The following is a 25559-nucleotide window of genomic DNA, read 5'->3' on the forward strand; positions in this document are numbered from 1 at the left end:
CTGATGGCACTTCGTGCTCAGTATGCCCCATGCGTACCGTGTGTCACATTGCTTCAAGCCACCCGGCGAAACGCGTCGTACCCGCCGGATCGCGGCTCGATCGAGTCGCTGCAGGATCAACGATCATGACGGCCGGAAAGTCATGTACGCGCCGCGAACCGTGTCAGGCCGGAGCGAGCCACAGCACGCCTGCGGGCGGCAGCTGGAGCAGCGCCGACGCGGGTTGCCCGTGCCAGGGCTCCGCGACGGCCTCGACCGCCCCCAGATTGCCGACACCCGAGCCGCCGTAGACCTCGCTGTCGGTGTTGACGACCTCGCGCCACGTACCGGTCGACGGGAGCCCGACCCGGTAGTCGTGATGCGGCGATCCGGAGAAGTTGCCGATGCACGCGAGCGTCGAACCGTCCGAGCCGATCCGCAGGAAGCAGATGACGTTGCCCGCGACATCGCTGGCGTCGATCCACTGGAACCCCTCGGGCCGGCTGTCGGCCGAGTAGAGCGCCGGCGCGTCGCGGTAGTAGGTGTTGAGGTCGCTGACCAGGTGCAGGATGCCCGAGTGCAGCGGCTCGTCGAGGGCGTGCCACTCCAATGAGCGGGACTCCGCCCACTCCCCCTCCTGGCCGAACTCGCCACCCATGAACAGCATCTGCTTGCCCGGGTGCGCCCACATGAACGCGAGCAGCGCGCGTACGCCGGCCGCCTTGTTCCACTCGTCACCGGGCATGCGCTGCCACAGCGATCCCTTGCCGTGGACGACCTCGTCGTGCGACAGCGGAAGGATGAAGTTCTCGGTCCAGGCGTAATCGATCGCGAACGTCATCTCGCCGTGGTGGTACGACCGGTGGACCGGCTCGTGGCCGAGGTAGTCGAGCGTGTCGTGCATCCAGCCCATGTTCCACTTGAAGCCGAAGCCGAGTCCGCCGCTGTCGGTGGGGCTGCTGACGCCCGGCCACGCCGTCGACTCCTCGGCGACCATGACGACGCCGGGATGGTGCTTGTAGACCGTGGCGTTGAGCTCCTGTAGCAGCTGGACCGCCTCGAGGTTCTCGCGGCCGCCGTGCTGGTTGGCGACCCACTCCCCGTCCTTGCGGGAGTAGTCGAGGTAGAGCATCGAGGCGACGGCGTCGACGCGCAGGCCGTCGAGGTGGAACTCCTCGAGCCAGAACAGTGCGTTGGCGACGAGGAAGTTGCGGACCTCGGGCCGGCCGAAGTCGAACACGTACGTGCCCCAGTCGGGCTGCTCGCCGCGGCGCGGATCCGGGTGCTCATAGAGAGGAGTGCCGTCGAAGCGTGCCAGCGCCCACTCGTCACGCGGGAAGTGCGCCGGGACCCAGTCGACGATGACGCCGAAACCGCGCTGGTGGAGCTCGTCGACAAACCAGCGGAAGTCGTCCGGTGAGCCGAACCGGGAGGTCGGCGCATAGTAAGAGGTGACCTGGTAGCCCCACGAGCCGCCGAAGGGGTGCTCGGCGATCGGCATGAGCTCGACGTGGGTGAAGCCCGTCTCGGTGAGGTAGTCAGCGAGCTCGTCGGCGAGCTCGCGGTAGCTCAGCCCCGGTCGCCACGAGCCGAGGTGCACCTCGTAGATGCTCATGGGCGCCTCGAGCCACGTCGTCGCGTCGCGCTTGGCGATCCACGCATCGTCGGCCCACGTGTGCTGCGGCGCGGTCACCACGGAGGCCGTGGCAGGCGGCACCTCGGCGCGGAACGCCATGGGATCGGCCTTCTCGTGCCACTGCCCATCGGGGCCGAGGATGCGGAACTTGTAGTGCGTGCCGAGACCGATGCCCGGGACGAAGAGGTCCCAGACGCCGGCATCACCGAGCGAACGCATGGGATGGCTGCCGCTGTCCCAGAAGTTGAAGTCGCCGGCGACCTGCACGGCTTGGGCGTTGGGCGCCCAGACGGCGAAGGACGTGCCCTCGACCGGCCCGTCGGGGCCGTCGTACGTACGTACGTGCGCACCGAGCACCTCCCACAGTCGCTCGTGCCGTCCCTCGCTGATGAGGTGCAGGTCCAGCTCGCCCACTGCGGCGGGCCAGTCGTACGTCTGTGCGTCGTCCATCTCACTCACCTTCGGTCATGATCCGGTCGATCGAGGCCAGCGGCACCGTGAGCCAGTCCGGCCGGTTGGCGTGCTCGTAGGAGATCTCGTAGACGGCCTTGTCGAGCTCGAGGGCTCGGAGCAGGTCGGCACTGTCACGGGGATCGTGCTCGGCGACGTGGGCATAGCCGTCGCAGAACGCTCCGCGGTTGCGCCGCGCCCACTGCATGGCCTGGGCGGTCCGCTCGGGATCCTCGGGCTGTCCGACCAGCAGCTGCTGAGCGGCGTAGTCGAACGAGCGCAGCATGCCGGCGACATCGCGCAGTGGCGACCGCAGGGCCGAGCGCTCGGCGAGCGTGGCCGCGGGCTCGCCCTCGAAGTCGAGCAGCAGCCAGCCGTTGATCGTGCGCAGCACCTGCCCGAGGTGGAGGTCACCGTGGACGTACTGCATCGACACGGGCTCCTGGAGCTCGGCGACCTTGGCGAACGCGGCGCGCAGGCCCGGACCGTGATCGGCGAGCTGCGGCAGCTCGGCGGTCACCCGGTCGAGCCGTTCGGTCATCGCGGCGACCGTGCGCTCGAGCTCGGCGGTGTCGGCCAGCTCAGTGCCGAGCGCTGTCGCGAGGTCGGCGTGGACCGTGGCGACGGCCTTGCCGAGCCGGTAGGCCTCGCCGGCGAAGTCGCCGCCCAGCTCCTCCGGCGGCAGCCCTGACGGGTCCGCCATGAAGTCGCGGACGCTGGTCGTCGCCATGACCCAGCCGTCGGCGGCGTCCGGCATGAAGCGCTGCAGCATCCCGATCGTCAGCTCCTCGCCGTGGAGCTCGCCCGAGATCGAGCCGAGTGGGTCGGCGATGTGCTGGCAGTCCACGTCGCGGAGGGCGCGGTGCAGCATGAGGTCCTTGTTGAGGCCGGGCGTGAGCTTGCGGAACAGCTTGAGGATGTACTGGTTGCCGTAGACGAGCGACGTGTTGCTCTGCTCCGACGTGATCGGGTGCGCGCGCAGCCCCGAGGTCAGCTCGACGTCGGGCTCCCGCTCGAACCGCAGCTCGTCAACGGGCTCACCGGCGATGATCAGCTCGAGCAGGCACGCCGTGAGGTCGGCGTCGCCGCTGGCCTCGTAGCAGGTCAGGCCGTTCTCGAGCCCGATCGACGCCGAGGCGGCGACGTCGGGCACCTGGCTCTGCCGGCTGCCGATCAGCAATTGGTAGGGCTCGGTGCGATCGCCCTGCTCGACCTCGACGATGAGGTGGATCAGCAGCGGATCGCCGTCGAGCAGCGTCGTCCAGGACACCGGGCGTACGGCGGTGATCTCGCGGTCCTTGCCGCCGAACCAGCGCTGGGTCGGCAGCCACTCGGGGAGCGCAGCCGCGAGATGCTCGATCATCTCGTCTCGCGACGCCACCGCGTCGTTGGTCTCAACAGGTCCACTCATGCCGCGATCGTCCTTTCGACAAGCTCAAGGACCGGTGGGCACAGACTCGACAACATGCTCATTGAGCTTGTCGAAATGAGAATTCCACTCATGCCTGGCTCCTCCTCTCGCCCTCGTCGCCGAGCTCGGACAGCTGGAACCAGTAGAAGCCGTGGCCCGGCAGGGTCAGCAGATAGGGCAGCTCGCCGATGCGCGGGAAGCGCACGCTGCCGGTCAGCTCCACCGGCGTGAAGCCGAGGTGCTCCGACAGGTCGAGCTCGACGGGCTGCGGGAATCTCGACAGGTTGTTGACGCACAGGACGACGTCGTGCTCGCCGTCGGGGCGCTCCCACACGCGCTTGTAGGCCAGCACGCTCGGGTTGGAGCCGCCGAGGTCGACGAACTCCCCCTCGGCGAAAGCGTTGTGCTGCTTGCGCACCTCGATCATGCGGCGGGTCCAGTTGAGCAGCGACATCGCGTTGCTCTGCTGCGCCTCCACGTTGATCGCCTCGTAGCCGTAGGTCGGGTCCATGATCGGCGGCAGGTAGATGCGGCCGGGATCGGAACGCGAGAAGCCGGCGTTGCGGTCGGGCGACCACTGCATCGGCGTACGCACGGCGTCTCTGTCACCGAGCCAGATGTTGTCGCCCATGCCGATCTCGTCGCCGTAGTAGAGGACCGGCGACCCGGGCAGGCTCAGCAGCATCGCGGTGAACAGCTCGAGCTGGTTGCGGTCGTTGTCGAGCAGCGGGGCGAGGCGGCGGCGGATGCCGATGTTGGCCTTCATGCGCGGATCGGACGCGTACTCGCGATACATGTAGTCGCGCTCGTCGTCGGTGACCATCTCGAGCGTCAGCTCGTCGTGGTTGCGCAGGAAGATGCCCCACTGGGTGCCCGACGGAATCTCCGGCGTCTGGGCGAGGATCTCCGAGATCGGGAACCGCGACTCCCGGCGCACAGCCATGAAGATGCGCGGCATGAGTGGGAAGTGGAATGCCATGTGGCACTCGTCGCCGCCGACCTTGGGATCGCCGAAGTACTCCACGACGTCGGACGGCCACTGGTTGGCCTCGGCGAGCAGGATGCGGCCCGGATATTCACGGTCGACGGTCTCGCGGCACTTGCGAAGGTACTCGTGCGTGCGCGGCAGGTTCTCGCAGTTGGTGCCCTCCTCCTCGAACAGGTAGGGCACGGCGTCGAGCCGGAAGCCGTCGATGCCGAGGTCGAGCCAGAACCGCAGGACGTCGAGCATCGCCTCCTGGACCTCTTCGTTCTCGAAGTTGAGGTCGGGCTGGTGGCTGAAGAAGCGGTGCCAGTAGAACTGTCCGCGCACCGGGTCGTACGTCCAGTTGGACGTCTCGGTGTCGACGAAGATGATGCGGGCGTCGGCGTAGCGCTGGTCGTCGTCGCTCCACACGTAGTAGTCGCCGTAGGGCCCGTCGGGATCGTTGCGGGACTGCTGGAACCACGGGTGGGCGTCGGACGTGTGGTTGAGGACGAGGTCGGTGATGACGCGGATGTCGCGCTTGTGCGCCTCCTCCAACAGGTGCACGAAGTCCTCGACCGTGCCGAACTCGGGCAGCACCGCGCGGAAGTCGCTGATGTCGTAGCCGCCGTCGCGCAGCGGTGAGGCGTAGAACGGCGGCAGCCACAGGCAGTCGACGCCGAGCCACTGGAGGTAGTCGAGCTTGTCGGCGAGGCCACGCAGGTCGCCCGTGCCGTCGCCGTTGGAGTCGGAGAACGCGCGGACGAGCACCTCGTAGAACACGGCGCGCTTGAACCACTCGGGATCGCTGGTGGCCTGCTCGGCATGGCCGAAGTCGTCGGCCTGCGGCTCGACGAGCGTGCCGTCGGCGGCGATCGCCTCACCTGTGTGCGGCGTCTCCTCGAGCCCCACGAGGGCGGCGTCGGGCGCGGGGTCCTGCGGCATGTGCGTCACCTCTCGGTCAGGCATTCAGGGTCGTGTCGTCGGCGTCGGCGTCCGTACGCCTGGTCAGGCTCACGATGTGCGCGACGGCCCGCAGCGGGTCGAGGCGTACGTAGTTGGACTCGCCCCAGTCGTACGTCTCGCCGGTGACCTCGTCGTGCGCGATCAGCCGGTCGCCGGGTGCGAAGCCGAGCGCCGGGAGGTCGAGCCACATCGTGCCCTCGCGGGACTCGTGGGGGTCGAGCGAGACGACGACCAGCACGGTGTCACCCGTGGCCGGGTCCTGCTTGGTGTAGACCATCAGCGCGTCGTGGTCGATGTGGTGGAACCGAAGGGTCCGCATCTGCTGGAGCGCGGGGTGCGCGCGGCGGATCTCGTTGAGGCGGGTCAGCCACGGCTGCAGGGACTCACCGTCGGCGAGCGCCTTGTCGAAGTCGCGGGGGCGCAGCTCGTACTTCTCGGAGTCGAGGTACTCCTCGCTGCCGGGCTTGACCGCCTCGTGCTCGTAGAGCTCGAACCCGGAGTAGACGCCCCACGTCGGCGCGAGCGTCGCGGCGAGGGCGGCGCGGATCGCGAACATGCTGGGGCCACCAACCTGCAGGTGCTCGGGGAGGATGTCCGGCGTGTTGACGAACAGGTTGGGCCGGCCGATGTCCCACTGGTCGCGGTGGTCCTCGGCGAACTCGGTCAGCTCCTGCTTGGTCGTGCGCCAGGTGAAGTAGGTGTAGCTCTGGGTGAAGCCCAGCCGCGCCAGGCCCCACAGCCGCGCCGGCCGCGTGAACGCCTCGGCGAGGAAGAGCACGTCGGGGTGCTCGGCCTTGACCTGCGCGATGAGCCACTCCCAGAAGTCCGGCGGTTTCGTGTGCGGGTTGTCGACACGGAAGACCCGGATGCCGCGCTCGACCCAGTGCAGCGTCACCCGCAGCATCTCCGCGTAGATCGCGTCGCGGTCGTTGTCGAAGTTGAGCGGGTAGATGTCCTGGTACTTCTTGGGCGGGTTCTCGGCGTACGCGATGGTGCCGTCGGGCAGCGTCGTGAAGAACTCCGGATGAGCCGAGACCCATGGGTGGTCGGGGGCGACCTGCAGGGCGAGGTCGAGGGCGACCTCCATGCCGAGGTCGTTGGCGCGCTGCACGAACGCGGCGAAGTCCTTGTCGCTGCCGAGCTCGGGGTGGATCGCGTCGTGGCCACCCTCCTTGGCGCCGATGGCCCACGGGGAGCCGACGTCGGTCTTGCCCGGCGTCAGGGAGTTGTTGGGTCCCTTGCGGTTGACCCGGCCGATGGGATGGATCGGCGGCAGGTAGACGACGTCGAAGCCCATGTCGGCGACCCGCTCGAGCTCCTTGGCGGCCGTGGCGAACGTGCCGTGGACCGGTCGGCCCTTCTTGTCGGTGCCACCGGTCGAGCGCGGGAAGAACTCGTACCAGGACCCGTACGCGGCGCGCTCCCGGTCGACCCAGATCTTGCGGACCGGCCCCTTCGTGACGACGTCGCGTACGGGGAAGTCGTGCATGATCGTGCGGGTGTCGGCCGACAGCGCCGGGCCGGTGCGGGCGCCGAGCGGCAGGGTCTCGGCTCGCAGCGCGGTGGCGGCGCCCTCGAGCGCCGTGCGGTGGGCCTTGCGCTCCTTGCGGCCTGCGACCTCGTCGAGGAGCCGGGCGGCGAGCTCGAGGTCGTTGGCCAGCTCGGCCGCGGTCTGGCCGGCAGCGAGCTTGACCTCGATCGCGTGCAGGACCGTGGCCCACGGGTCACCCCAGGCGTCGACACGGAACGTCCAGAGGCCGGTCGTGTCGGGCACGATCGTGGCCGTGAACAGGTCGGTGTCCTTGCCGGTCTCGTGCATGCGAGTCGTACGGTCGCGGCGCTCCCCCGGGCCACGCCACACGACGGTGGCACCGACGGCGTCATGGCCTTCGCGCCACACCGTGGCTGTGACGGGTACGTGCTCGCCGGCGACCGCCTTCGAGGGATGCGTGCCGTCACCCGACAGGGGTTTGACGTCGTCGATCCCGAGTCGGCCTGTCATGCAGTGCTCCCCCGTACGTCGAATGCGTGCGTCACTCTCGAACCTACTGGGTTCACCTACCCGGGCGCGATCCGAGCAAACGGTCTGCCGCCCGTCGCATCCCGAGAGGCCCGCAACCGCGGCGATTGAGCTTGTCTAAATGTCCTCTCGACGAGGGCCGACGGGTCAGTGGCGCTCGGCGTCGGTGCCGAAGCCCTCGAGCTTCGTGCGCTCCTCGAGCGTCAACAGCTCCTGGAACAGCGTGATGTGCAGCCCGGCGGGCGCGTCGAGCCTCGAGTTGAGCGACTGCCACGGCGTCTCGGTCGGCGGGGCGACGAGCGAGGCGCCTGCGTCGACGAGCTTCTGCGTACGCTCCTCGGCGTCCGGCACCTCGAACGCGACCCGGAGCCTCGGCGTCGTCGGGTGCCCGACCTCGACCTCGTCGATCATCCGCCGTTGGGCCGGATTGGCGATCTCGAGTGTCGCGTAGCCGGCGTGCAGGATCGTCACCTTGGCGCCCACGCCCTCGGCCTCGAACGCCTCCTGCTCCCGCAGGCCCAACACGTCGCGATAGAACGCCACGGCCTGCTCGTAGTCGTCCGCCTCCACGACGAGTCGCAGCTGGACGACGGGACCGTTCTCCTCAGTGGTGTCAGTCATGACCCGACGCTACGACGTGGCGCCGCCGGTCACACGCGTTCTCGGCGACCGGTCGTCAGTGCGTGTCGTGGCGGCGGCGTACGAGCACCACGAGCATCGCCACCATCATCACCGTGTGCGCGACGACCATGAACGCCATCGGGCTCATGACGTCGATCCACACCAGAGGCAGGAGGACGGCGGGTACGTACATGGCGGCGCACATCTCCGCGGTCATCGCCCACGCATGGCCGCGGAAGCGCATCCACGCCGCCATGCCGATCGCCATGTCGGTGGCCATCAACAGGTACGAGGTGCCGGGACGGTCGGCGAGCTCGACGGTCAGCCCGAGGGCGGACCGGAGCACGCCGAGCACGAGCATGCCGACGGACATCGCGATGACCATCTCGACGTAGTGCCTCGTCAGCGGCCACCACGAGCGCCCTGTGGTTGACGTGTGGATGAGTGAAGATGTCATGGCGTCAGCGTCTGCCGCCTCCCGGGACGCGTCCATCGAGCGCGAGCGCCATGTCCGGAATCTTGGACAACGAGTCAGTCGGACATGCTGACCCACGCTCGTACGACGCCTAGATTGGGCCCATGGACGAGCCTCGTCGCGTCGTGGTCGTCGGATATCCGGCGGCCGAGCTGCTCGACATCGCCTGCATCGTGTCGGCGCTGCAGCTCGCGAACTATCTCAACGGCCACGCCGTCTATCGCGTCGAGCTCGCCTCCCCCGGCTGCCTGCCGATCCACACGGGCACCGGTCTCACGATCAACGCGGACGTCGGGCTGGAGCGGGTCCGCGGGCCCCTCGACACGCTGATGATCTCCGGCGGCATCGGCTACGTCGACGCCATGGCCGACGACCGGTTGGTCGCGCACGTACGCCGCCTCGGCCGCGAGGCCCGGCGAGTCGCCTCGGTGTGCACCGGTGCCGGCATCCTCGCCGAGGCCGGACTGCTCACCGGTCGCCGGGCGGCGACGCACTGGGACCACGTCGACTACCTCGGCGAGCGGTTCCCCGACGTCGTGTTCGACCGCGACCCGATCTACATCGCGGACGGCGACGTGTGCACCTCGGCGGGGGTGACGGCGGCGCTCGACCTCACGCTGTCGTTCATCGAGTCCGACACCGGCCCAGACCTGGCACGTGACGTGTCCCGTCAGCTCGTCACCTACCTGCAGCGGCCCGGCAACCAGGCCCAGATGAGCATGTTCACCTCGGCGCCTGCGGCCCGCAGCTCGCTGGTGCAGGACGCCGTCGCGTACGTCACGACGCATCTCGACGAGGACCTGTCGGCCGCGACCTTGGCCGCCCGGTTCCCGGTGAGCGAGCGGCACCTCGCCCGGCTGTTCATCAAGGAGCTCGGCACGAGTCCCGGCCGCTTCGTCCGCAAGGCGCGCACCGAGGCCGCGGCGCACCTGCTGACCGGCAGCGACCTGAGCGTGCAGACCGTCGCGACGCGGTGCGGCTTCGGCACGGTCGAGTCGCTGCGTCAGGCGTTCTGGGCGACGTACGGCGTGTCGCCGACGCACTACCGGATGACGCAGTCGAGCAGCGTACGGGTCGTCAGCCTTGGAGCGGCAGGTCGTACTTGATGAAGCCCCGGTCCTCGGCCACCTTGTCGTACAGCCGCCGTGCCGTGGAGTTGGACGCCTGCGTGTGCCAGTAGACCCGCGCGCAACCTTGATCGTCTGCCCATTCGGCGACGGCGGCGATCAGCGCGGCAGCAGCGCCTTGCCCCCGTGCCTCCGGAGCCGTGAACAGGTCCTGCAGGTAGCAGACGTCGGGGCCCGAGGTGCTGGGGTGCACGAAGAAGTGCGTGATGCCGACGAGGTCGCCGTCCAGCCGCGCGCCCAACGCGTGCAGCCGCGAGTCCGCCTGGAACTCACGCCACGCCCGCTCGTACATCTCGGCCGGCTCGGTGCGCCCGTAGAAGTCGATGTATGCGCGGAACAACGCCTCCCAGGCTGCGCGGTCCTCGGGCACGAGCCCATCGACGGTGATCACGAAGCCCTCAGTCCTCTCTCGGGGCCTTGAGCAGCAGCAGCGATCGAGCGGGCAACGTCAGAGAGCTGCCGGCCGACAACGGCTCGGTCGATGCCGGCGCACCGTCGGGCGTCGTGGTGTCGAGCGTCGGCTCGAACGTCTCGCCGAACTCGACGCCGGGCAGCACGACATCGATCGGCTCAGCGCCGGCATGCATGAGCAGCAGCCACGAGTGGTCGGCGAGCAGCTCGCCCTCGCGCGTACGGGACTGGCTGTTGGAGCCGTCGATCCACATGCCGAGGGTGTGGCGGTCGTCGTCCTCCCAGTCCGCCTCGTCGAGCTCGTGCCCGTCGGGGCGCAGCCAGATGAGGTCGGGGCGGCCGGTCGGCGTGGTGCGGCCGTCGAAGAACTCGGGCTGCCGCAGGGCGGGGCTGTTGGCCCGCAGGTGCACGACGCGACGGGCGAACGCCAGCATCGACTCGGCTTCGTCGGTCTCCGTCCAGTCGACCCACGACGTCGGGTCGTCGACGCAATAGGCGTTGTTGTTGCCGCCCTGCGTGCGCCAGCGCTCGTCGCCGGCGACGAACATCGGCGTGCCGGTCGACAGCATCAGCGTGGCGAACAGGTTGCGGGCCTGCCGCTGGCGCAGTGACCGGATCGCGGCGTCGTCGGTCTCGCCCTCGGCGCCGTGGTTCCACGAGCGGTTGTCGTTGGTGCCGTCGCGGTTGTCCTCGCCGTTGGCCTCGTTGTGCTTGCCGTCGTACGACACGAGGTCGCGGAGTGTGAACCCGTCGTGCGCGTTGACGAAGTTGATCGACTGCCACGGACGCCGGAACGTGTGGTCGTAGAGGTCGGAGGAGCCCGTGAGCCGGTAGGCCAGGTCGTCGACTCCCCCGGCGGCGCCGCGCCAGAAGTCGCGGACCGTGTCGCGGTAGATGCCGTTCCACTCGGCCCACTGGGCGCCGAAGTCGCCGACCTTGTAACCCTCGCCGGTCGCGTCCCACGGCTCGGCGATCAGCTTGCAGGTCGACAGGATCGGATCGGTCGTGATCGCGGTGAGCAGCGTCGAGTCGCGGTCGAACTTGCCGCCCTTGGGACGGCCCAGCGTGCTCGCAAGGTCGAACCGGAACCCGTCGACGCCGAGCTCGGTGGCCCAGTAGCGCAGCGAGTCCGTCACCATGCGGACGACCGTCGGCGAGCTGGACTCCAACGTGTTGCCGCAACCGGTGATGTCGGCCATGTGGCCGTCCTCGTCGTGCAGGTAGTAGGCCGGCGCCTCGTAGCCACGGAAGCTCAGCGTCGGACCGTCGGGCCCGCCCTCGCACGTGTGGTTGTAGACGACGTCGACGATGACCTCGATGTTGGCGGCGTGGAGCGCTGCCACCATGGTGCGAAACTCCTCGACCTCACGGCCGGGCTCGCTGGCGTAACCGGCGTGCGGGGCGAAGAAGCCCAACGGCGAGTAGCCCCAGTAGTTGTGCCGCCCCGCGCGTACGAGGGACGGCTCGTCGCTGAACGTCTGCACCGGCAGCAGCTCGACGGTCGTGACGCCGAGGCGCATCAGGTGCTCGATGACCGCCGGGTGCGCGAGGCCGAGATAGGTGCCTCGCAGCGCCTCGGGCACATCGGGGTGCTGCTGGGTGAAGCCCTTGACGTGGAGCTCGTAGATCACGGTCTCCTCGAACGGGATGTCCGGCTTGACCCCGGTGTCGGGGCCGCCGGGGCTCGTCACGACGCTGAGCGGCACCGAGCCGAGCGAGTCGACCGTCGACGGTTCGACGCCCTCGGGGTCGTCGGCATAGCCCAGCGCTGCGTCCAGGTCGGTCAGCGAACCGCTGATGCGCCGGGCGTACGGGTCGACGAGGAGCTTGTGGGGGTTGCAGCGCAGGCCGGTCTTCGGCTCGTACGGCCCGTGGATGCGGAAGCCGTACTTCTGGCCGGGCGTCACCCCGGGCACCAGCCCGTGCCAGACGCCGAACGTACGCTCCGTGAGCTCGATGCGCCGCTCGTTGAGGTCGTCGTCGATGAGGCACAGCTCGACCCGCTCGGCGACGCTGCTGGCGACCGCGAAGCGTACGCCGCCGGCCTCCGGGTGCGCCCCCAACGGGAAGGGACGTCCGGCGAGGACCTGCGTGTCCGGGGTCGGGTGCGTTGCCATGCACTCAGTCTTTCAGGTGCCCGGTGCGCGACGCCCTCCAGCAGGCGTGACGATCGGCACGCGGTCGATTCGGCACCGAATCCCGAAAGACGCGTTGTCGCGCGCATCGCCACCGGGGTGCCGGGTACTCCGCCGGTCATGACGACACCAGGGGACGACCTCCGATGACCGCGAGCTTGGGCGCTTCACTGCTGGTGATCCTGATGTTCTTCGTCGGGCTCGCAGTGATGCTGACGCTGGCCGTGCACATGGAGTCGACGCTCGAGCGACCCCGAGGTCGCCACCGCGTTCGCGTCCCGGCGCACGACCGCGAGCGACGCTAGTCGGTTCGGTGGTCGAGCGGCGGAACGTGACCGTCCGCTAGCGTCGTCCCCCATGAACGAGGTCTCCAAGCCGCAGCGTCTGTACGTCCAGTGACTCAAGGGTCGCTTCCGCTGGCAGGAGCGTCGCGCGATCGTCGAGTGGTCCGAAGACGAGGTGATCACGCTGCACGAGATCGTCGAGGGTCAGCCTGATCGGCCGATCTTCTCCGTCCCAGCGCGGGAGCTCGTACGCGCGACGCTGACGATCGGCTTCCTGCGCCTCTTCCTGCCGGACGGTCGCACGTTCCATCTCGGGCTCGCCGCAGCGTTGCCCGCGCCCGCCGACGACGAGGACGTGGAGACGTACGTCAGGCGAACCAGCGGACGCGGAGTGGCGGACGACATGTGGTGGCAGCATGAGCTCCAAGCTGCAGGCGTGCCCCTCAAGGTGCGTGGCGGCCGGTGGTTCACCGGCGTCGTCATCGGAGCCACCGTCGCGATCGTCGTCGCCGCGGCCCTGCTGGTGATCGTCGTCGGTTCGTAGCCTCCGAGCCACCAGGGCGCCTAGGATCGCAGCATGCTTTCCATGGAATCGGCACTGACCTTCGCCGTCGCGTCCTTCCTGCTGATCGTGATCCCCGGCCCGAGCGTGCTGTTCGTCGTCGGCCGTTCGCTCTCGCTGGGTCGACGCGGCGGGTTGCTCAGCGTCGCGGGCAACGAGCTCGGCGGCCTCGTGCCGATCGCCGCCGTCGCGCTCGGCATCGGTGCGCTGGTGTCGGACTCGATCATCGCCTTCACGATCGTCAAGATCGCCGGTGGTGCGTACGTCATCTTCCTCGGCATCCAGGCGATCCGGCATCGTCGTACGCCGATCGACCAGCCGATGACTGCGCCGAAGTCCGGCGGACGCCTGCTGTGGCAGGGCTTCGTCGTCGGCGCGACGAACCCCAAGACGATCGTGTTCTTCGTGGCGGTGCTCCCCCAGTTCGTCGACCACGATCGCGGCGGCATCCCCGGTCAGATCCTGGTCCTCGGCCTGATCTTCACGGTCATCGCGTTCGCGTGCGACTCGGTGTGGGCTGTCGCGGCCGGCGCTGCGCGTGCCTGGTTCGCCCGGTCCCCCCGTCGCATGTCGCAGATGAACGCGACCGGCGGAACCATGATGATCGGCCTCGGCGGCGGACTCCTGCTCGCCGGCAACAAGGCCTGACTCTCTCCTCTACGCTTTCGACATGCTCACCGCCGCCCGCCGACGCCCGTTCAGGTCAGCGTTCGTCGCCGTCGTCGCAGGGCTCGGCGTCTTCGCCGCAGCGTACACAGCGACCGGCCACTCCCTGCAGCACCTCGTCGGCTACCCCTGCACGTAGTCGAGCAGCTCAGCCCGAGAAGTACGTCACGACCCCGGCGAGGGCCCCGAGCCCGAGGACCGGCAGCAGCAGGTTGTAGAGGCGCACGAACGCCCTGCTGCCCTGAGTCGCCAAGACGGGGGCATCATCCGTCCCGACGATGATCCGCTGCTGGTCCGCCAGGAAGTCCATGTACGCGGCGCCCCACGCAACCGTGCGGCTGTAGGTGGCGACGAAGAGGCGTACGGGATCCACGATCATCGGGAACGCCATCGTCGCGAATCGTTTCCGCGGCTTGGCAAGCGCTGCAGCCTGCGCTGCATCGTCGACTGACGACGTCACGATGACCGGGATCATCGCGACTCCGGTCTGCAGGCCAATCGGCAATCCGCCCTTGACGCGCTTGGCCCACTCCGCTGCCAGGTCCGCGATCGCCGACAGATCCGGACCCGTCACGTGGTCGACCGTGACGAACACGACGAACGTGTGCAGCCGCGTGAAGAACCACCTGAGGCGGAGGTTGGACCTTCTCATCGCCCTGGCGCCCGGCAGGACCGATTGGTCGACCTCGATCGCCTTGTAGCCGGCGGCCTGCAGCCGCGCCAGTGCCGCATCGGTCCACACGTCGGGAGTCACGACGAACACTCTGACAGCCGGCTGCACCCCACGTGGCAGATTTGGCGACATGCATCCGTTCAGCCAGATCGACGTGTTCACCTCGACCCTCACGGAGGGCAATCCGCTCGCAGTCGTCCATGACGCCGACGACCTGACGGACGAGCAGATGGCGGCGTTCGCACGCTGGACCAACCTCTCCGAAACGACGTTCCTGCTGCAGCCGACCGCTGACGCCGACTACCGCGTACGTATCTTCAACACGCAACGCGAGCTGCCGTTCGCCGGCCATCCCACGCTGGGCTCGGCACGCGCATGGCTCGAAGCCGGAGGTACGCCGCGCTCCGCCGGTGAGATCGTCCAGGAGTGTGGCGCCGGACTCATCCGCATCCGGCAGGACGGCTCCCGCCTGGCGTTCGCCGCTCCCCCGCTCGTACGCGACGGCGCTGTCGACGAGGCCGACCTCCAACAGGTGATCGCCGGCCTCGGCGTCGACCCCGCCCGCGTCGTCGATGCGAAGTGGGCCGACAACGGTCCCGGCTGGGTGGCCGTGCTGCTCGACAGCGCCGAGACCGTCCTGGGCCTCGAGCCCGATCAAGCACTGTTCGGCGAGAACAACCGCGTCGGTGTCGTCGGACCGCATCCGGAGGGCTCCGAGACGGCCTTCGAGATCCGCGCCTTCACCTCGAGCCCCGGTGGCGAGGACCCGGCGACCGGCAGCCTCAACGCCTCGATCGCCCAGTGGCTCGTCGGCACCGGCCGCGCGCCGTCGTCGTACGTCGCTGCGCAGGGCACCGTCGTCCGCCGCCGCGGCCGCATCCATGTGGACCAGGTCGGCGACGACATCTGGATCGGCGGCGAGACCGTGGTCGGCATCAGCGGAACCGTGGGGTTGTAGGCGCTCGACCCAACCAAATCGGCGCGCCATCCCGTCTATGTTGTGACAGCGTCTTTACCAACAGGGAGCCGGCGTGCGCCAAACCAGCGAAGCGGAGTACAGCGAGTTCGCTCAATCCGTATGGCCGCAGCTCTACCGGTCGGCCGTCATGATCGTGCGTGACCGCCAGCTCGCCGAGGACCTGGTCCAGATCGCCCTGGTGAAGACCTACATCGCGTGGCCGCGGCTTCGTGAGACGGGTAAGGCGAGCGCCTACACCCGGCGAGTGATGGTGAACGTGGCGCACGACTGGTTCCGCAAACGTTCATGGACCCACGAGGACACCGTCAACACGGCAATCGACGCGGAGGCACACGCTGGCGATCATGCCGCAGCGCTGGTCAATCGAGTCGACCTGGCCGATCTGTTGAGGACCTTGCCGCTGGGCCAACGATCGGTCCTCGCACTGCGATTCCTCGATGACCTGTCCGTTCAGGAGACCGCCGACATCTTGAACATCACCACGGGCACCGTCAAGAGCCAGACCGCGGACGCCCTCGCAGCACTTCGAACCCACGCCCTCGTCGTCACCGAAGGAAGCCACCATGACTGAGCAGTTGATCGAACAGATCCGCAACCACGCCAACTCCGAACCCGTCCCCGATCTGGACCTGGACGGCGTCATCCGGCGAGGGCGCCAAGTGCGCCGGCGTCGCTCAGTCGCAAGGCGGACCTTCGCGACCTTGGCCGTCGGGGCCCTCGCAGGGTCGGCTGTCATCGTCGCGGCGAACCGCGGCAGTGAGAGCAACCTGACGGTCAGCGCCAGCTTCTCGGCGCACGAGGTGAAGCTCGTCTCGGCTGCCTATCGAACGGGCGGGGCGTTCTCGCGTGGAGACACCCTGTGGTTCAGCGACCCCGACTACGCCGTCGACCTCGGCACGACGATCCAGCTCATGTACTACACCTCCTCGGGTGTCGTCGCCGGCGTGACGAACGACGACGCCGGAGACGTGAAGCGCGACTACGTCTACGTCGGGACTGACGGGTCGGTTCGTGAGCTGAACCTTCCCGGCAATGTCGTCCCTGGAACAGACGCGCAGGCGGACCGCTACGCGTACCTGACGAAGCAAGGCTCGGGCTTCCAGATCCACGTGATCGAGGCGTCGACCGGAGATGAGCTCGCGACCCGGTCGTTCGACGCGCCGTACAGCTGGGCCGGCTGGAGCGTCCCACCGATCGGACTCACTGGCGACTTCGTGGTCCTCGGTGTCGACGGCCGCCAGCAGGTCATCAACTGGCGAACCGGCGAACGAGCCGCCGACGTGCCCGGGACCCAGCTGCCGGTGACCGGGGGTGGACGGGCCTTGGGTGGCGAGAACGGCGGCGTGACCTACCGACTCGGTGACTCCCACGCGTTGCGATCGACGAGAGATCTCGCGACAGTCGCCGAGTCCGGCCTGGGTCCCTGGGCCATGAACGAGCTGTCCCCGGACGGAAGGTTCGTCGAGACCACCAACACGTTCGTCGGGTACGACGACCGGGGGCACTTCATCGGCGTCCAGAGCGTGGACGGCAAGACGATCTCACACCCCGTCGTCCACGTGACCGACGTCGCCACAGGGCACCGCGTGACCCTGCCCGGCAACTCTCGAACGTACGGCTGGACGCCGGATGGCCAGCTGATGCGGGTCGACGGAACCAAGGTCACGACGTGCGACGGCGCGACAGGTGACTGCACCAGTCGCACCGTGCCTGAAGGTCCCGGAAAGATCCACATGGCCGGCAAGTACCTCGGGTCCTGACACGCTGGCCACGGCCGAGCTCGTCACCCCACGGCCGTGGGGTGCGCGAGCGGCTTGAGGCCACAGGCGGCGGCGAATCCGTCCGACTCGATGCCCATCGCCACGTTCGGACGGGTCGTGAAGTTGGCGAACGCGATCACCGCAGACAGCTCCACCAGGGCAGCGTCGCCGAGCCGGTCCCGCAGCCGGGCGACCATCTCGTCGCTGACCGTCGGAGGAGTGACCGTCATCGCCTCGGCGTACTCCAGCACGTCACGCTCGAGCGGCGAGAAGACGTCCGACTCGCGCCAGCGTGGGATCTCCCTCGCCTTGTCCATGTCCAGGTTCAGGTTGTTGGCCTCGAAGTAGTTGAAGTCCAGGCACCAGCTGCAGCCCACCTGCGCAGCGACGGCCATGTGCGCGAACGACTTGAGCTGTTCGTCGCATGCGTCCCACTTCTTGACCTTGCCGCCGAAGTTCGCCATGCCCATCAGCACCTTCTGGTTGTGCCAGTAGACGCCGAGCGAGGTGGGCACCTGGCCCAGGGCCTTTCGTGCGAACCGCTTGATCAGCGCGCCCTTGAAGCCGGTGATCTCGGCTGCGGGGATGCGGGTGGTTCCAGTCATGTCGTCCTCCTGGTTGTTGGGTTACAACCTGAGACGAGACAGCTGCTCGCCCTGTGACATCGCCGCCTGGTCGTTCGGCCGAGAGCCTGTTCACGCCAACGGAGCAATTGCTGGCGGGCTCGGGATCTATCGACGCCGGAACAAGCCCTTCTTCGCCGCGGGAGCAATCATCGCGACGATCTTCCTGACCTCGTCGAAGCCCTCGTCATCACCGCTGGCCACGACTCCGGTCGCCGCCACGGCACCCCCGCTGAAGAACAGGAACCCTGCGAAGCAGTCGTGTCCCGCGCCGACATACGTCGCGAACGAACGCTCTTGGTCGACGTCGGGAATGGTGGCAACGTCCAAGTCATCGGCAGCTGGGAATCCCGACGAGCCCACCAGCATGCGAAGCATGCCCGCCGTGCCACGCTCCCGCATCGCCTCGGAGATCGGGTAGACAGAGATGTTGACGGCACGATCAGTGCCTTCGGAAGGCGTCGCCTCGTAGTAGGACCCCGGGTTGCCGACCACGGTCCACCCGTCAGGCAGGACGAGCTCAAAGACGCCCTTGCACTCCAGAAGCGGCATGCCACGTCCTTTGGATCTCAGAAGTCACCGAGCGCGCGGGCGATCAAGGTCCACCGCGAATCTCTGGTTCCGGCGCTGCGTCACTCTACGACCTCTCGAGGACGCCTTTCGACTCACGCGCCGGGCGGAACCTGCCAGGCTCTGGGCATCTCGGGCTCGGCGCCGCGACGAGAAGCGCGAGCTCGACGAAGCGGCGAAGGCCGGCGAAGAATCGACCTCTGACTGATCCCAGAGCCGCGGCCGTGGCGACCACCTCGGCGAGACGGCCTGTCGTACGTGTGCTGGGATGGCCACATGCCTCGCACCGGACGGCCCGCCAAGGTCCTGCTGATCGCCGCCTTGCTGGTGCTCACCGGCTGCGGATCTGGTTCCTCGTCGGACGAGCCAAGGTCACCGACCCACCGGCCTGCCGCACCCCCGGCTCCTCAGAACGAGAAGGAGGCCGTGAAGGGTGCGGTTTCGGCCGTTCAGCGTTCGATCGACGCCGACATGGCCGCCTACAACTCAGGCGACACCTCATCGTTGGAGGACGTCCGCACGGGCGTGTCGCTGAAGAACTCGATCGCCACGGTCAAGCAATATGCCGACAGGAAGTACCAGGCGTCGGGCAAGGTGACCTTCGAGCTGAAGGAAGGCAAGGCGAAGACGTCGACCTGGCAGGGCAGCGTCACGCCCTTCGGCGAGGCACACGTGATCGGCTGCGTGGACTACACCGACTTCGTGGTCAAGGACGCGAAGGGCAAGACCGTCCCGTTCCGGGGCCTGAGGCGTTCGCTGATGCAGCAGAACGCGCTGTGGGACCGCGTCTCGCAGACCTGGCTCGTCTCCGAGGGCGCGGCTCTCGGCAAGGAGTGCTAGTCGGTCCCCCAGGAGAACAGCCCCTTGTCAGGCGCATCGGACGTACGCACCTCGAACGTCTCTTCGGCGAAGTTGACGAAGACGCGCAAAGACCTCCGGTGCATGACGAGCCACGAGTCGTCGTCAGCGACCTCGACGACGAAACCGTCCAACGACGGGTCGGCCAGCTCCGGCTGTGAGCGGCGCAGGGCGATCAGGGACCGATACAGGTCGAGCATCGACGCGTGCTCGGGCGACGAGAGCTCGGACCAGTCGAGCGTGGAGCGCGAGACGGTCGCCGGGTCCATCGGGTCGGGCACCCCCGACTCGCCCCAGCCATGCCGGCCGAACTCGCGGCGACGACCGCTGCGTACGGCCTCGGCGAGCTCGGGATCGGGGAACGACGCGAAGAACTGCCACGGTGTGCTCGCCGCCCACTCCTCCCCCATGAACAGCATCGGCGTGTACGGCCCCAGCAGCACGATCGCCGCACCGCACGCCTGCAGGCCCGGCGTGATGGACGCCGAGATGCGATCGCCGGTGGCCCGGTTGCCGATCTGGTCGTGGTTCTGCAGGTACGCCAGGAACGACGTGCCGGTCAGCACCGACGTGTCGACGGGCCGCCCGTGCGTACGTTCGCGGAACGACGACCACGTGCCGGCATGGAAGTACGCGCCACGCAACGTCGTGGCCAGCGCACCGGGCGCGGCGAAGTCGGCGTAGTAGCCGTCCGTCTCCCCCGTCAGCCGTACGTGCAGCGAGTGGTGCAGGTCGTCGGACCACTGCGCGTCCATGCCGAGCCCACCCGACGAACGAGGCGTCACCATGCGCGGGTCATTCAGGTCGGACTCCGCGATCAAGGTCAGTGGCCGGCCGAGGGACGCGGAGGTACGCGCGGTCTCAGCCGAAAGCTCCTCGAGCAGCGTCAGCGCCCGCCGATCAGCCAGCGCGTGCACGGCATCGAGCCGCAGCGCGTCGACGTGGAAGTGCTCGAACCAGCCGAGGGCGTTGTCGAGGACGTACCGCCGCACCTCGTCGGACTGCGGCCCGTCGAGGTTGAGTCCGGGCCCCCAGTCGTTCTGGCCGGCGAAGTAGGGGCCGAAGCGGTCGAGGTAGGCGCCGGACGGCCCGAGGTGGTTGTAGACGACGTCGAGCACGACCCCGAGCCCCCGCGCATGGCACGCGTCGACGAACCGCTTGAACCCGTCCGGTCCGCCATACGGCTCGTGCACCGCGCCCCACAGCACCCCGTCGTAGCCCCAGCCGGCGTCCCCGTCGAACGAGTTGACCGGCAGCACCTCGACAAGGTCGATGCCGAGGTCGACGAGGTGATCGAGCCGCTCGATGGCAGCGTCGAACGTACGTCCCGGGGTGAAGGTGCCGATGTGCAGCTCGTAGATCACCGCCCCCTCGAGCGCGCGCCCCTGCCAGGACGAGTCGGTCCAGGCGAAGGCGCCATGGTCGTACGTCCTGGAGGCCGCGTGCACGCCGTTCGGCTGCCACCGCGAGCGGGGGTCGGGCAGCGGTGTGTCGTCGTCACCCAGCAGGAACGCGTAGTCGGTGCCGGGCGGGACGTCGATGTCGGCGTGCCACCAGCCGCCCTCGCCGGACCGCATCTCATGATCGGCGCCGCCGACCCGCACACGTACGCGCTGCAGGTCGGGGCACCAGACCGTGACGGTCATGCTCAGACGACGCGGGCCGACGGCGACTTGGTCTGCGCCGGGTCGGTCTCGGGCAGGTCGCCGAGTGCCTCGTCGACCGCCTTGAGCACGTCGTCGTCGAGCGTGATGCCCGAAGCCTGGGCGTTGGACTCCACCTGCTCGGGCCGCGAAGCGCCGACGATCGCCGCGGCGACGTTGTCGTTGGCGAGCACCCACGCGACGGCGAGCTGCGCCATGGTGATGGCGAGGCCGTCGGCGATCGGCTGGAGCTTCTGGACGGCGGTCAGCACGTCGTCGTCGAGGAAGCGCTTGATCATGTCGGCGCCGCCCTTCTCGTCCGTTGCGCGGCTGCCCTCGGGAGGTGCGGCGCCCGGCTTGTACTTGCCGCTGAGCACGCCCTGCGCGATCGGCGACCAGACGATCTGCGAGATGCCGAGCTCCTTGCTCGCCGGGACGACCTCGGACTCGATGACGCGCCAGAGCATGGAGTACTGCGGCTGGTTGGAGATCAGCTGGATGCCGAGGTCCTGGGCCAGCGCGTGGCCGGCGCGGATCTGCTCGGCGGTCCACTCGCTGACGCCGATGTAGAGGGCCTTGCCCTGGCGGACCACGTCGGCGAACGCCTGCATCGTCTCCTCGAGCGGCGTCTCGACGTCATACCGGTGGGCCTGGTAGAGGTCGACGTAGTCGGTGCCGAGCCGCTCGAGCGAGCCGTTGATCGACTCCATGATGTGCTTGCGCGACAACCCGGTGTCGTTGGGTCCGCCGGGGCCGGTCGGCCAGTAGACCTTGGTGAAGATCTCCAGCGACGCCCGGCGCTCGCCCTTGAGCGCCTCGCCGAGGACGGACTCGGCCTTGGTGTTGGCGTAGACGTCAGCCGTGTCGAACGTCGTGATGCCCGAGTCGAGGGCCGCCCGTACGCACGCCAGTGCCGCGTCGTTCTCGACCTGTGAACCGTGCGTGAGCCAGTTGCCGTAGATGATTTCGCTGACCTTGAGGCCGCTGTTCCCGAGATATCTGAAGTCCATGATTCGAGCCTAGTGGCGCGCTCCACGGGGGCATCTCGGAGCGGTCGTGGACCTAGTGGTGGCGCGCGGCCACACGCATCGCCCACAGGACCGCCAGCAACATCACTGCGGGCGCGCCGAACAGGATGGCGTAGACGATCACGTGGCCCACTCCCTGGCTCATCTGTTCACGTTAGGCGCATGTCGCCCGGAATATCGGCTTTCCACAGATGGGTTAGCAGGCCTGGACTGTGTCCGAGGCCTGGTCTAGATTGAAATGAGTCGAACGTATGTTCTAGTGATCGGGGGATCATGGTCGCCGAGCTCGTGCCAGCACCACCACCACTGGTGGGCTGCCTGGACGCGCTCGATGCCATCTTGGACGACATGCCGGTCGAGGCCTATGCCTCTTTGGATCCGGTCATGCAGCGTCATGCGGTGGAGCGGTTGCGGCGGCTCAAGGCCCGGATCGCCGCGCAGGAGCTGGCGGCCGTACGCGCGTTGGATGCCGGGCTGGGTGACAAGGCCCGCACCGGCGAGGTCCTCGCCCGCGGGTTCGGACGCGACCAATGGGAGGCCCACCGCACCGTCCGGACCGCGAAGGCTCTGTCATCGGCACCCCGGACTGAGGACGCGCTGGCCGCCGGTGAGCTGGCCGAGACCCAGGCCGCGGTCATCGCCGGCACCATGGCCGGCCTGCCCGAGGGTGTGACACCAGATCAGCGGGCGGTGTGTGAGAAGACCCTGATCGCTGATGCGAAACGGTTCCCGATCAAGGACCTGCGCCAGCGGGCGTTGCGCATCGGCGACGCGTTCAAGAAGCCCGCGGAGGCCAAGGTCGACGAGGACGAAGCCCTGAGGTTGCGGGAGAAGAAGGCGTGGGCGCGGACCGAGGCGTGGTTGGTCGACGACCAGGACGGCACCTGGCGATTCGGCGGACGCCTGCCCGCCCTGCACGGCGAGATGCTCAAATCCGCGTTGGACGCGATCGCCGCACCACGCCGGCGTCATCTCACCCCAGAGCAGGAACGCGACCAGGACGAGCTCACCTACCCACAACGCATGGGCCGCGCGTTCGCGCACCTCATCGAACGGCTGCCCACCGACAAGCTCCCCACCACCGGCGGCACCCCCGCCGTCATCACCGTCAACATCGACCTCAACGACCTCAAGAACCGCGTCGGTGCCGCCACACTCACCACCGGCACCCGGATCAGCGCCGGTGAGCTACGACGCCTGGCCTGCAACCACGGCATCCTCCCGATGGTCCTCGACGGCCAACCACTCCCGTTGGACATGGGCCGCGCCAAACGACTCTTCACCCCCGCCCAACGCATCGCAATCGCCAACCGCGACCTCGGCTGCATCACCCCAGGCTGCGAAGCACCACCCGGCTGGTGCGAAGCCCACCACTGGCAAGACAACTGGGCCAACGGCGCCACCACCAACATCAACGACGGAACACTCCTGTGCTCCCGACACCACCACCAAGCCCACGACCAAAACTGGCAATTCCGCCAAGCCCCCGACGGCCACATCGAAATCCGCAAACCCCGAGACATCTGGCAACGCAACCACCGCTGGCGACCCTAGAACGCTCACGCCACGAACAATCCGGCTACGACCGGGCGCTTCGTGCTGCCCAAAGTCAGCCGATGGCGATCGTCACCGCCTGGTGGTCGTGAGGCAGCGTGATCTCCAACGCCGCCGCGCCGTCAGCCATCACGACGCTCGCATCGGTCGCCACCGGATAGACGACTCGCACCGGCAACCCGGCGGCCCAACCCGGCAGCGGCAGCACGTTGGAAGCAGCACCGCCCCGCCGCCAGACCGTCACCAGAGCGGTGCCGCCGTCGTGCAGACCGTGCGCGACCCACGCGTCGTCCCAGCCGGGCAGCCCGAGCGGCCAGAACGGCACCGCGCGACCGATTAAGCCACGATGGGTCTGGTACACCGCGACAGCTTCGGCCACGAGGGCGCGCTGCGCGTCAGTCATCGCGTCGAGGTGACCCGACAGGTGCACCCGGCCCAGCAGGCCGGTGCTCATCGTGAACGCGATCTCCTGGTCCGTGAACTCCGGCTGTGGGTACGACCAGCTCGCGGCCTGCTCGGGTGCCACGGCTGCGGCCGCCGCGGCGGCGATCGGCGGGTAGCGCCTGGGATCCTGCTGATCGCTGGTCGACTGCATCTGCAGGCGGGACAGCATCGCGTAGTCGACCCGCAGTCCGCCGGAGGCGCAGTTCTCGAGCGTGAGGCCGGGGTGCCGGTCGAGCACGGCGTCGACCCACTCGAGGTAGGCCCGGTTATGCCCCAGCAGCCCGGCCCCGGCGCTGAACGCGTCATGGTCGGTGCCCGTGCCGATGTTGATGTTGTAGTCGAGCTTGAAGTAGCCCACGCCCATGCCGACGAGTCGGTCGACGACCTCGTCGAGGTGCTTGCGGGCCAGCGGGTGGCGCAGGTCGAGGTGGTAGCGCTCGTGCTCGACCACTCGGCGGCCGTGCCGCAGGAAGAACGCCTCGTCGGGCAGCGCCTCGGCGACCGGGCTGCGCAGCCCGACGACCTCGGGCTCCAGCCACAGGCCGGCCACCATGCCACGCTCGCGGATCCGCTCCAGGACCGCGGCCAGTCCGCCGTCGGGGAACCGTTTGGTCGCCGGCTCCCACGCACCGACGCTGTCCCACCAGCCGACCGAGTCGTCGTCATACCAGCCGGCGTCGATGCAGAACGTCTCGGCGCCGACCGCCGCTGCCGCGTCGATCAGGGGCAGGAGCTTCTCCGTCGTGGGGTCACCCATCAGCGTGTTCATGTAGTCGTTGAACACGACCGGCAGGCCGCTGTGGTCCGGGTGGGTGCGGCGCACCGCACGACGAGCGGCGGTGAGCCCGGCGATGACACCCTCGTAGCCGTCGGTCGCCAGCGCAATCGTCGCCGGCACGGTGGTGAACTCGCCACCGGGCGACAGTCGGGCGTACCAGTCGTGCTCGGCTTCGGTGGGCCCGAGCAGGCTGACGTAGACCCCGTCCGTACGCTCGCCGACCTGCCAGTGCCACGCGCCGTTGTGCTCGATCTGCCAGCCGATCGCGGTGCCGGTCGACTCGTCGACGAGCACGCCGAGGGGCAGGCTGCCGTCGGTCGACCAGGCGCCGAGCGCGGTGCGGGTGAAGGCGCCACGCGGGTCGTGCTCGTGCACCGATCGGGTGAGGTCCGGCAGCAGCTCACGCGCGCCGGCTGAGAGCCAACGGTTCTCGGCGAGCCAGTCGTTCTCGGCCCACCAGAGCCTCAGCGACTCGATCGGCGCGTCGGCGAGGGCGCCGCCCCACGTGGCAGAGGTGACCCAGGAGAGGTCGACCTCCGCGTCGCCCCTGTTGATGATGCGCGACTGGAGGCCCAGCACACCCTCGCCCCGCAACGACGACAACGTCGTGGTGACCTGCAGCCCCATCACCGGATCCTCGCTCGTGACGATGAGACGCTCGCCCGACGGGGTCTCCTCGACCACATGGCTCCGGTACGCCAACCGGTGACCGGCCACGGAGTCGATGTAGCGGCGAGCCGACCAGGAACGGCCGCTGCCGACCACGCCGATCTCGATCAACGGGAGCGTCGTGGCAGGGCAGATCGCCGGGTGCCCGTCGATCTCGACCCGCAGGAGGCTGGGCGGGCCGTCGGCGACCGAAAGCGTGACCGCGAGGGGCCCCGGCGACCAGCGGATCTCGTCTGAGGACAAGGTTTGACTCCAATGAGAGGGATTTTCCGA

At 68.5% G+C, this 25559-nt stretch carries 24 protein-coding genes; 10 read left to right on the forward strand and 14 right to left on the reverse strand.

All coding sequences use genetic code 11. The features are described 5' to 3' along the window. Nucleotides 1-163: 163 nt before the first annotated feature. From glgB to ASE12_RS05770, 6 genes are all read right to left on the reverse strand, one after another. Nucleotides 164-2065, reverse strand: a complete 1902-nt coding sequence (gene glgB / locus ASE12_RS05745; RefSeq protein ID WP_082582103.1) for a 1,4-alpha-glucan branching protein GlgB — start codon at nucleotides 2063-2065, stop codon at nucleotides 164-166. 1 nt (nucleotide 2066) lies between these two features. Then, on the reverse strand, nucleotides 2067-3476 hold the full coding sequence (locus ASE12_RS05750; protein WP_056398093.1) for a phosphotransferase: 1410 nt from the start codon (nucleotides 3474-3476) through the stop codon (nucleotides 2067-2069). Between the two features lie 88 nt (nucleotides 3477-3564). Next, a complete protein-coding gene (gene treS, locus ASE12_RS05755; protein WP_369797241.1) occupies nucleotides 3565-5394 on the reverse strand; it encodes a maltose alpha-D-glucosyltransferase in 1830 nt (609 codons plus the stop codon). A 7-nt stretch (nucleotides 5395-5401) separates the two neighbouring features. Further along, the gene (locus ASE12_RS05760; protein ID WP_056398095.1) at nucleotides 5402-7408 is read right to left on the reverse strand and encodes a maltotransferase domain-containing protein; all 2007 of its coding nucleotides are present in this window, start codon (nucleotides 7406-7408) and stop codon (nucleotides 5402-5404) included. Nucleotides 7409-7573: 165 nt separating this feature from the next. After that, on the reverse strand, nucleotides 7574-8047 hold the full coding sequence (locus tag ASE12_RS05765; protein ID WP_056398098.1) for a VOC family protein: 474 nt from the start codon (nucleotides 8045-8047) through the stop codon (nucleotides 7574-7576). Between the two features lie 55 nt (nucleotides 8048-8102). Continuing rightward, nucleotides 8103-8504 carry a hypothetical protein gene (locus tag ASE12_RS05770; protein ID WP_056398101.1) on the reverse strand — a complete coding sequence of 134 codons (402 nt, stop codon included), beginning with the start codon at nucleotides 8502-8504 and terminating at the stop codon, nucleotides 8103-8105. Between the two features lie 122 nt (nucleotides 8505-8626). Here ASE12_RS05770 and ASE12_RS05775 point away from each other — a divergent pair, with 122 nt between their 5' ends. Continuing rightward, a complete protein-coding gene (locus ASE12_RS05775; RefSeq protein ID WP_056398103.1) occupies nucleotides 8627-9628 on the forward strand; it encodes a GlxA family transcriptional regulator in 1002 nt (333 codons plus the stop codon). Here the strand turns inward: ASE12_RS05775 and ASE12_RS05780 are convergent. After that, nucleotides 9600-10040: a GNAT family N-acetyltransferase gene (locus ASE12_RS05780; protein WP_056398106.1), complete on the reverse strand. Its 441-nt coding sequence runs from the start codon at nucleotides 10038-10040 to the stop codon at nucleotides 9600-9602. The two genes, ASE12_RS05775 and ASE12_RS05780, sit on opposite strands and share 29 nt — an antisense overlap. A gap of 7 nt (nucleotides 10041-10047) precedes the next feature. Beyond that, a complete protein-coding gene (glgX, locus tag ASE12_RS05785) occupies nucleotides 10048-12177 on the reverse strand; it encodes a glycogen debranching protein GlgX (protein ID WP_056398109.1) in 2130 nt (709 codons plus the stop codon). Between the two features lie 164 nt (nucleotides 12178-12341). Between glgX and ASE12_RS19995 the strand changes: the two genes are divergently transcribed. The 4 genes from ASE12_RS19995 (at nucleotide 12342) to ASE12_RS20650 (ending at nucleotide 13846) form a co-directional block, all read left to right on the forward strand. Beyond that, complete coding sequence (locus tag ASE12_RS19995) at nucleotides 12342-12500, forward strand: hypothetical protein (RefSeq protein ID WP_157412823.1); 159 nt, start codon at nucleotides 12342-12344, stop codon at nucleotides 12498-12500. Between the two features lie 154 nt (nucleotides 12501-12654). Then, complete coding sequence (locus ASE12_RS05790; RefSeq protein WP_056398111.1) at nucleotides 12655-13023, forward strand: hypothetical protein; 369 nt, start codon at nucleotides 12655-12657, stop codon at nucleotides 13021-13023. Between the two features lie 33 nt (nucleotides 13024-13056). Then, on the forward strand, nucleotides 13057-13689 hold the full coding sequence (locus tag ASE12_RS05795) for a LysE family translocator (RefSeq protein ID WP_056398112.1): 633 nt from the start codon (nucleotides 13057-13059) through the stop codon (nucleotides 13687-13689). Nucleotides 13690-13711: 22 nt separating this feature from the next. Beyond that, the gene (locus ASE12_RS20650) at nucleotides 13712-13846 is read left to right on the forward strand and encodes a hypothetical protein (protein ID WP_255355460.1); all 135 of its coding nucleotides are present in this window, start codon (nucleotides 13712-13714) and stop codon (nucleotides 13844-13846) included. A 9-nt stretch (nucleotides 13847-13855) separates the two neighbouring features. Here ASE12_RS20650 and ASE12_RS05800 read toward each other — a convergent pair whose 3' ends face one another. After that, on the reverse strand, nucleotides 13856-14461 hold the full coding sequence (locus ASE12_RS05800; protein WP_157412824.1) for a hypothetical protein: 606 nt from the start codon (nucleotides 14459-14461) through the stop codon (nucleotides 13856-13858). Between the two features lie 49 nt (nucleotides 14462-14510). On the opposite strand from ASE12_RS05800, the gene ASE12_RS05805 reads away from it, so the two are divergent. From ASE12_RS05805 to ASE12_RS05815, 3 genes are all read left to right on the forward strand, one after another. Then, nucleotides 14511-15338, forward strand: a complete 828-nt coding sequence (locus tag ASE12_RS05805) for a PhzF family phenazine biosynthesis protein (protein ID WP_056398117.1) — start codon at nucleotides 14511-14513, stop codon at nucleotides 15336-15338. A 73-nt stretch (nucleotides 15339-15411) separates the two neighbouring features. Then, complete coding sequence (locus ASE12_RS05810; protein WP_056398121.1) at nucleotides 15412-15930, forward strand: SigE family RNA polymerase sigma factor; 519 nt, start codon at nucleotides 15412-15414, stop codon at nucleotides 15928-15930. Continuing rightward, on the forward strand, nucleotides 15923-17119 hold the full coding sequence (locus tag ASE12_RS05815) for a hypothetical protein (RefSeq protein ID WP_056398124.1): 1197 nt from the start codon (nucleotides 15923-15925) through the stop codon (nucleotides 17117-17119). Before ASE12_RS05810 ends, ASE12_RS05815 begins: the two co-directional genes overlap by 8 nt. A gap of 23 nt (nucleotides 17120-17142) precedes the next feature. Here the strand turns inward: ASE12_RS05815 and ASE12_RS05820 are convergent, their stop codons facing one another. After that, nucleotides 17143-17724: a carboxymuconolactone decarboxylase family protein gene (locus tag ASE12_RS05820; RefSeq protein ID WP_056398127.1), complete on the reverse strand. Its 582-nt coding sequence runs from the start codon at nucleotides 17722-17724 to the stop codon at nucleotides 17143-17145. A 126-nt stretch (nucleotides 17725-17850) separates the two neighbouring features. Continuing rightward, the gene (locus tag ASE12_RS05825) at nucleotides 17851-18294 is read right to left on the reverse strand and encodes a hypothetical protein (protein WP_056398130.1); all 444 of its coding nucleotides are present in this window, start codon (nucleotides 18292-18294) and stop codon (nucleotides 17851-17853) included. 294 nt (nucleotides 18295-18588) lie between these two features. Between ASE12_RS05825 and ASE12_RS05830 the strand changes: the two genes are divergently transcribed. Continuing rightward, nucleotides 18589-19152 carry a hypothetical protein gene (locus tag ASE12_RS05830; protein ID WP_056398133.1) on the forward strand — a complete coding sequence of 188 codons (564 nt, stop codon included), beginning with the start codon at nucleotides 18589-18591 and terminating at the stop codon, nucleotides 19150-19152. On the opposite strand, the gene treZ is transcribed toward ASE12_RS05830, so the two are convergent. Continuing rightward, complete coding sequence (treZ, locus tag ASE12_RS05835; RefSeq protein WP_056398136.1) at nucleotides 19149-20816, reverse strand: malto-oligosyltrehalose trehalohydrolase; 1668 nt, start codon at nucleotides 20814-20816, stop codon at nucleotides 19149-19151. The genes ASE12_RS05830 and treZ overlap by 4 nt on opposite strands. Nucleotides 20817-20818: 2 nt before the next feature. Further along, nucleotides 20819-21823 carry an aldo/keto reductase family protein gene (locus tag ASE12_RS05840; protein ID WP_056398139.1) on the reverse strand — a complete coding sequence of 335 codons (1005 nt, stop codon included), beginning with the start codon at nucleotides 21821-21823 and terminating at the stop codon, nucleotides 20819-20821. Between the two features lie 291 nt (nucleotides 21824-22114). Here ASE12_RS05840 and ASE12_RS05845 point away from each other — a divergent pair, with 291 nt between their 5' ends. Further along, nucleotides 22115-23395, forward strand: a complete 1281-nt coding sequence (locus ASE12_RS05845) for an HNH endonuclease signature motif containing protein (RefSeq protein WP_056398142.1) — start codon at nucleotides 22115-22117, stop codon at nucleotides 23393-23395. 55 nt (nucleotides 23396-23450) lie between these two features. Here ASE12_RS05845 and ASE12_RS05850 read toward each other — a convergent pair whose 3' ends face one another. After that, entirely contained in the window at nucleotides 23451-25529 is a 2079-nt protein-coding gene (locus tag ASE12_RS05850; RefSeq protein ID WP_056398145.1) for a glycoside hydrolase family 36 protein, read from the reverse strand. Between the last annotated feature and the right edge of the window lie 30 nt (nucleotides 25530-25559).

This window comes from Aeromicrobium sp. Root236, assembly GCF_001428805.1.
In the GTDB taxonomy this organism is placed as follows: domain Bacteria; phylum Actinomycetota; class Actinomycetes; order Propionibacteriales; family Nocardioidaceae; genus Aeromicrobium.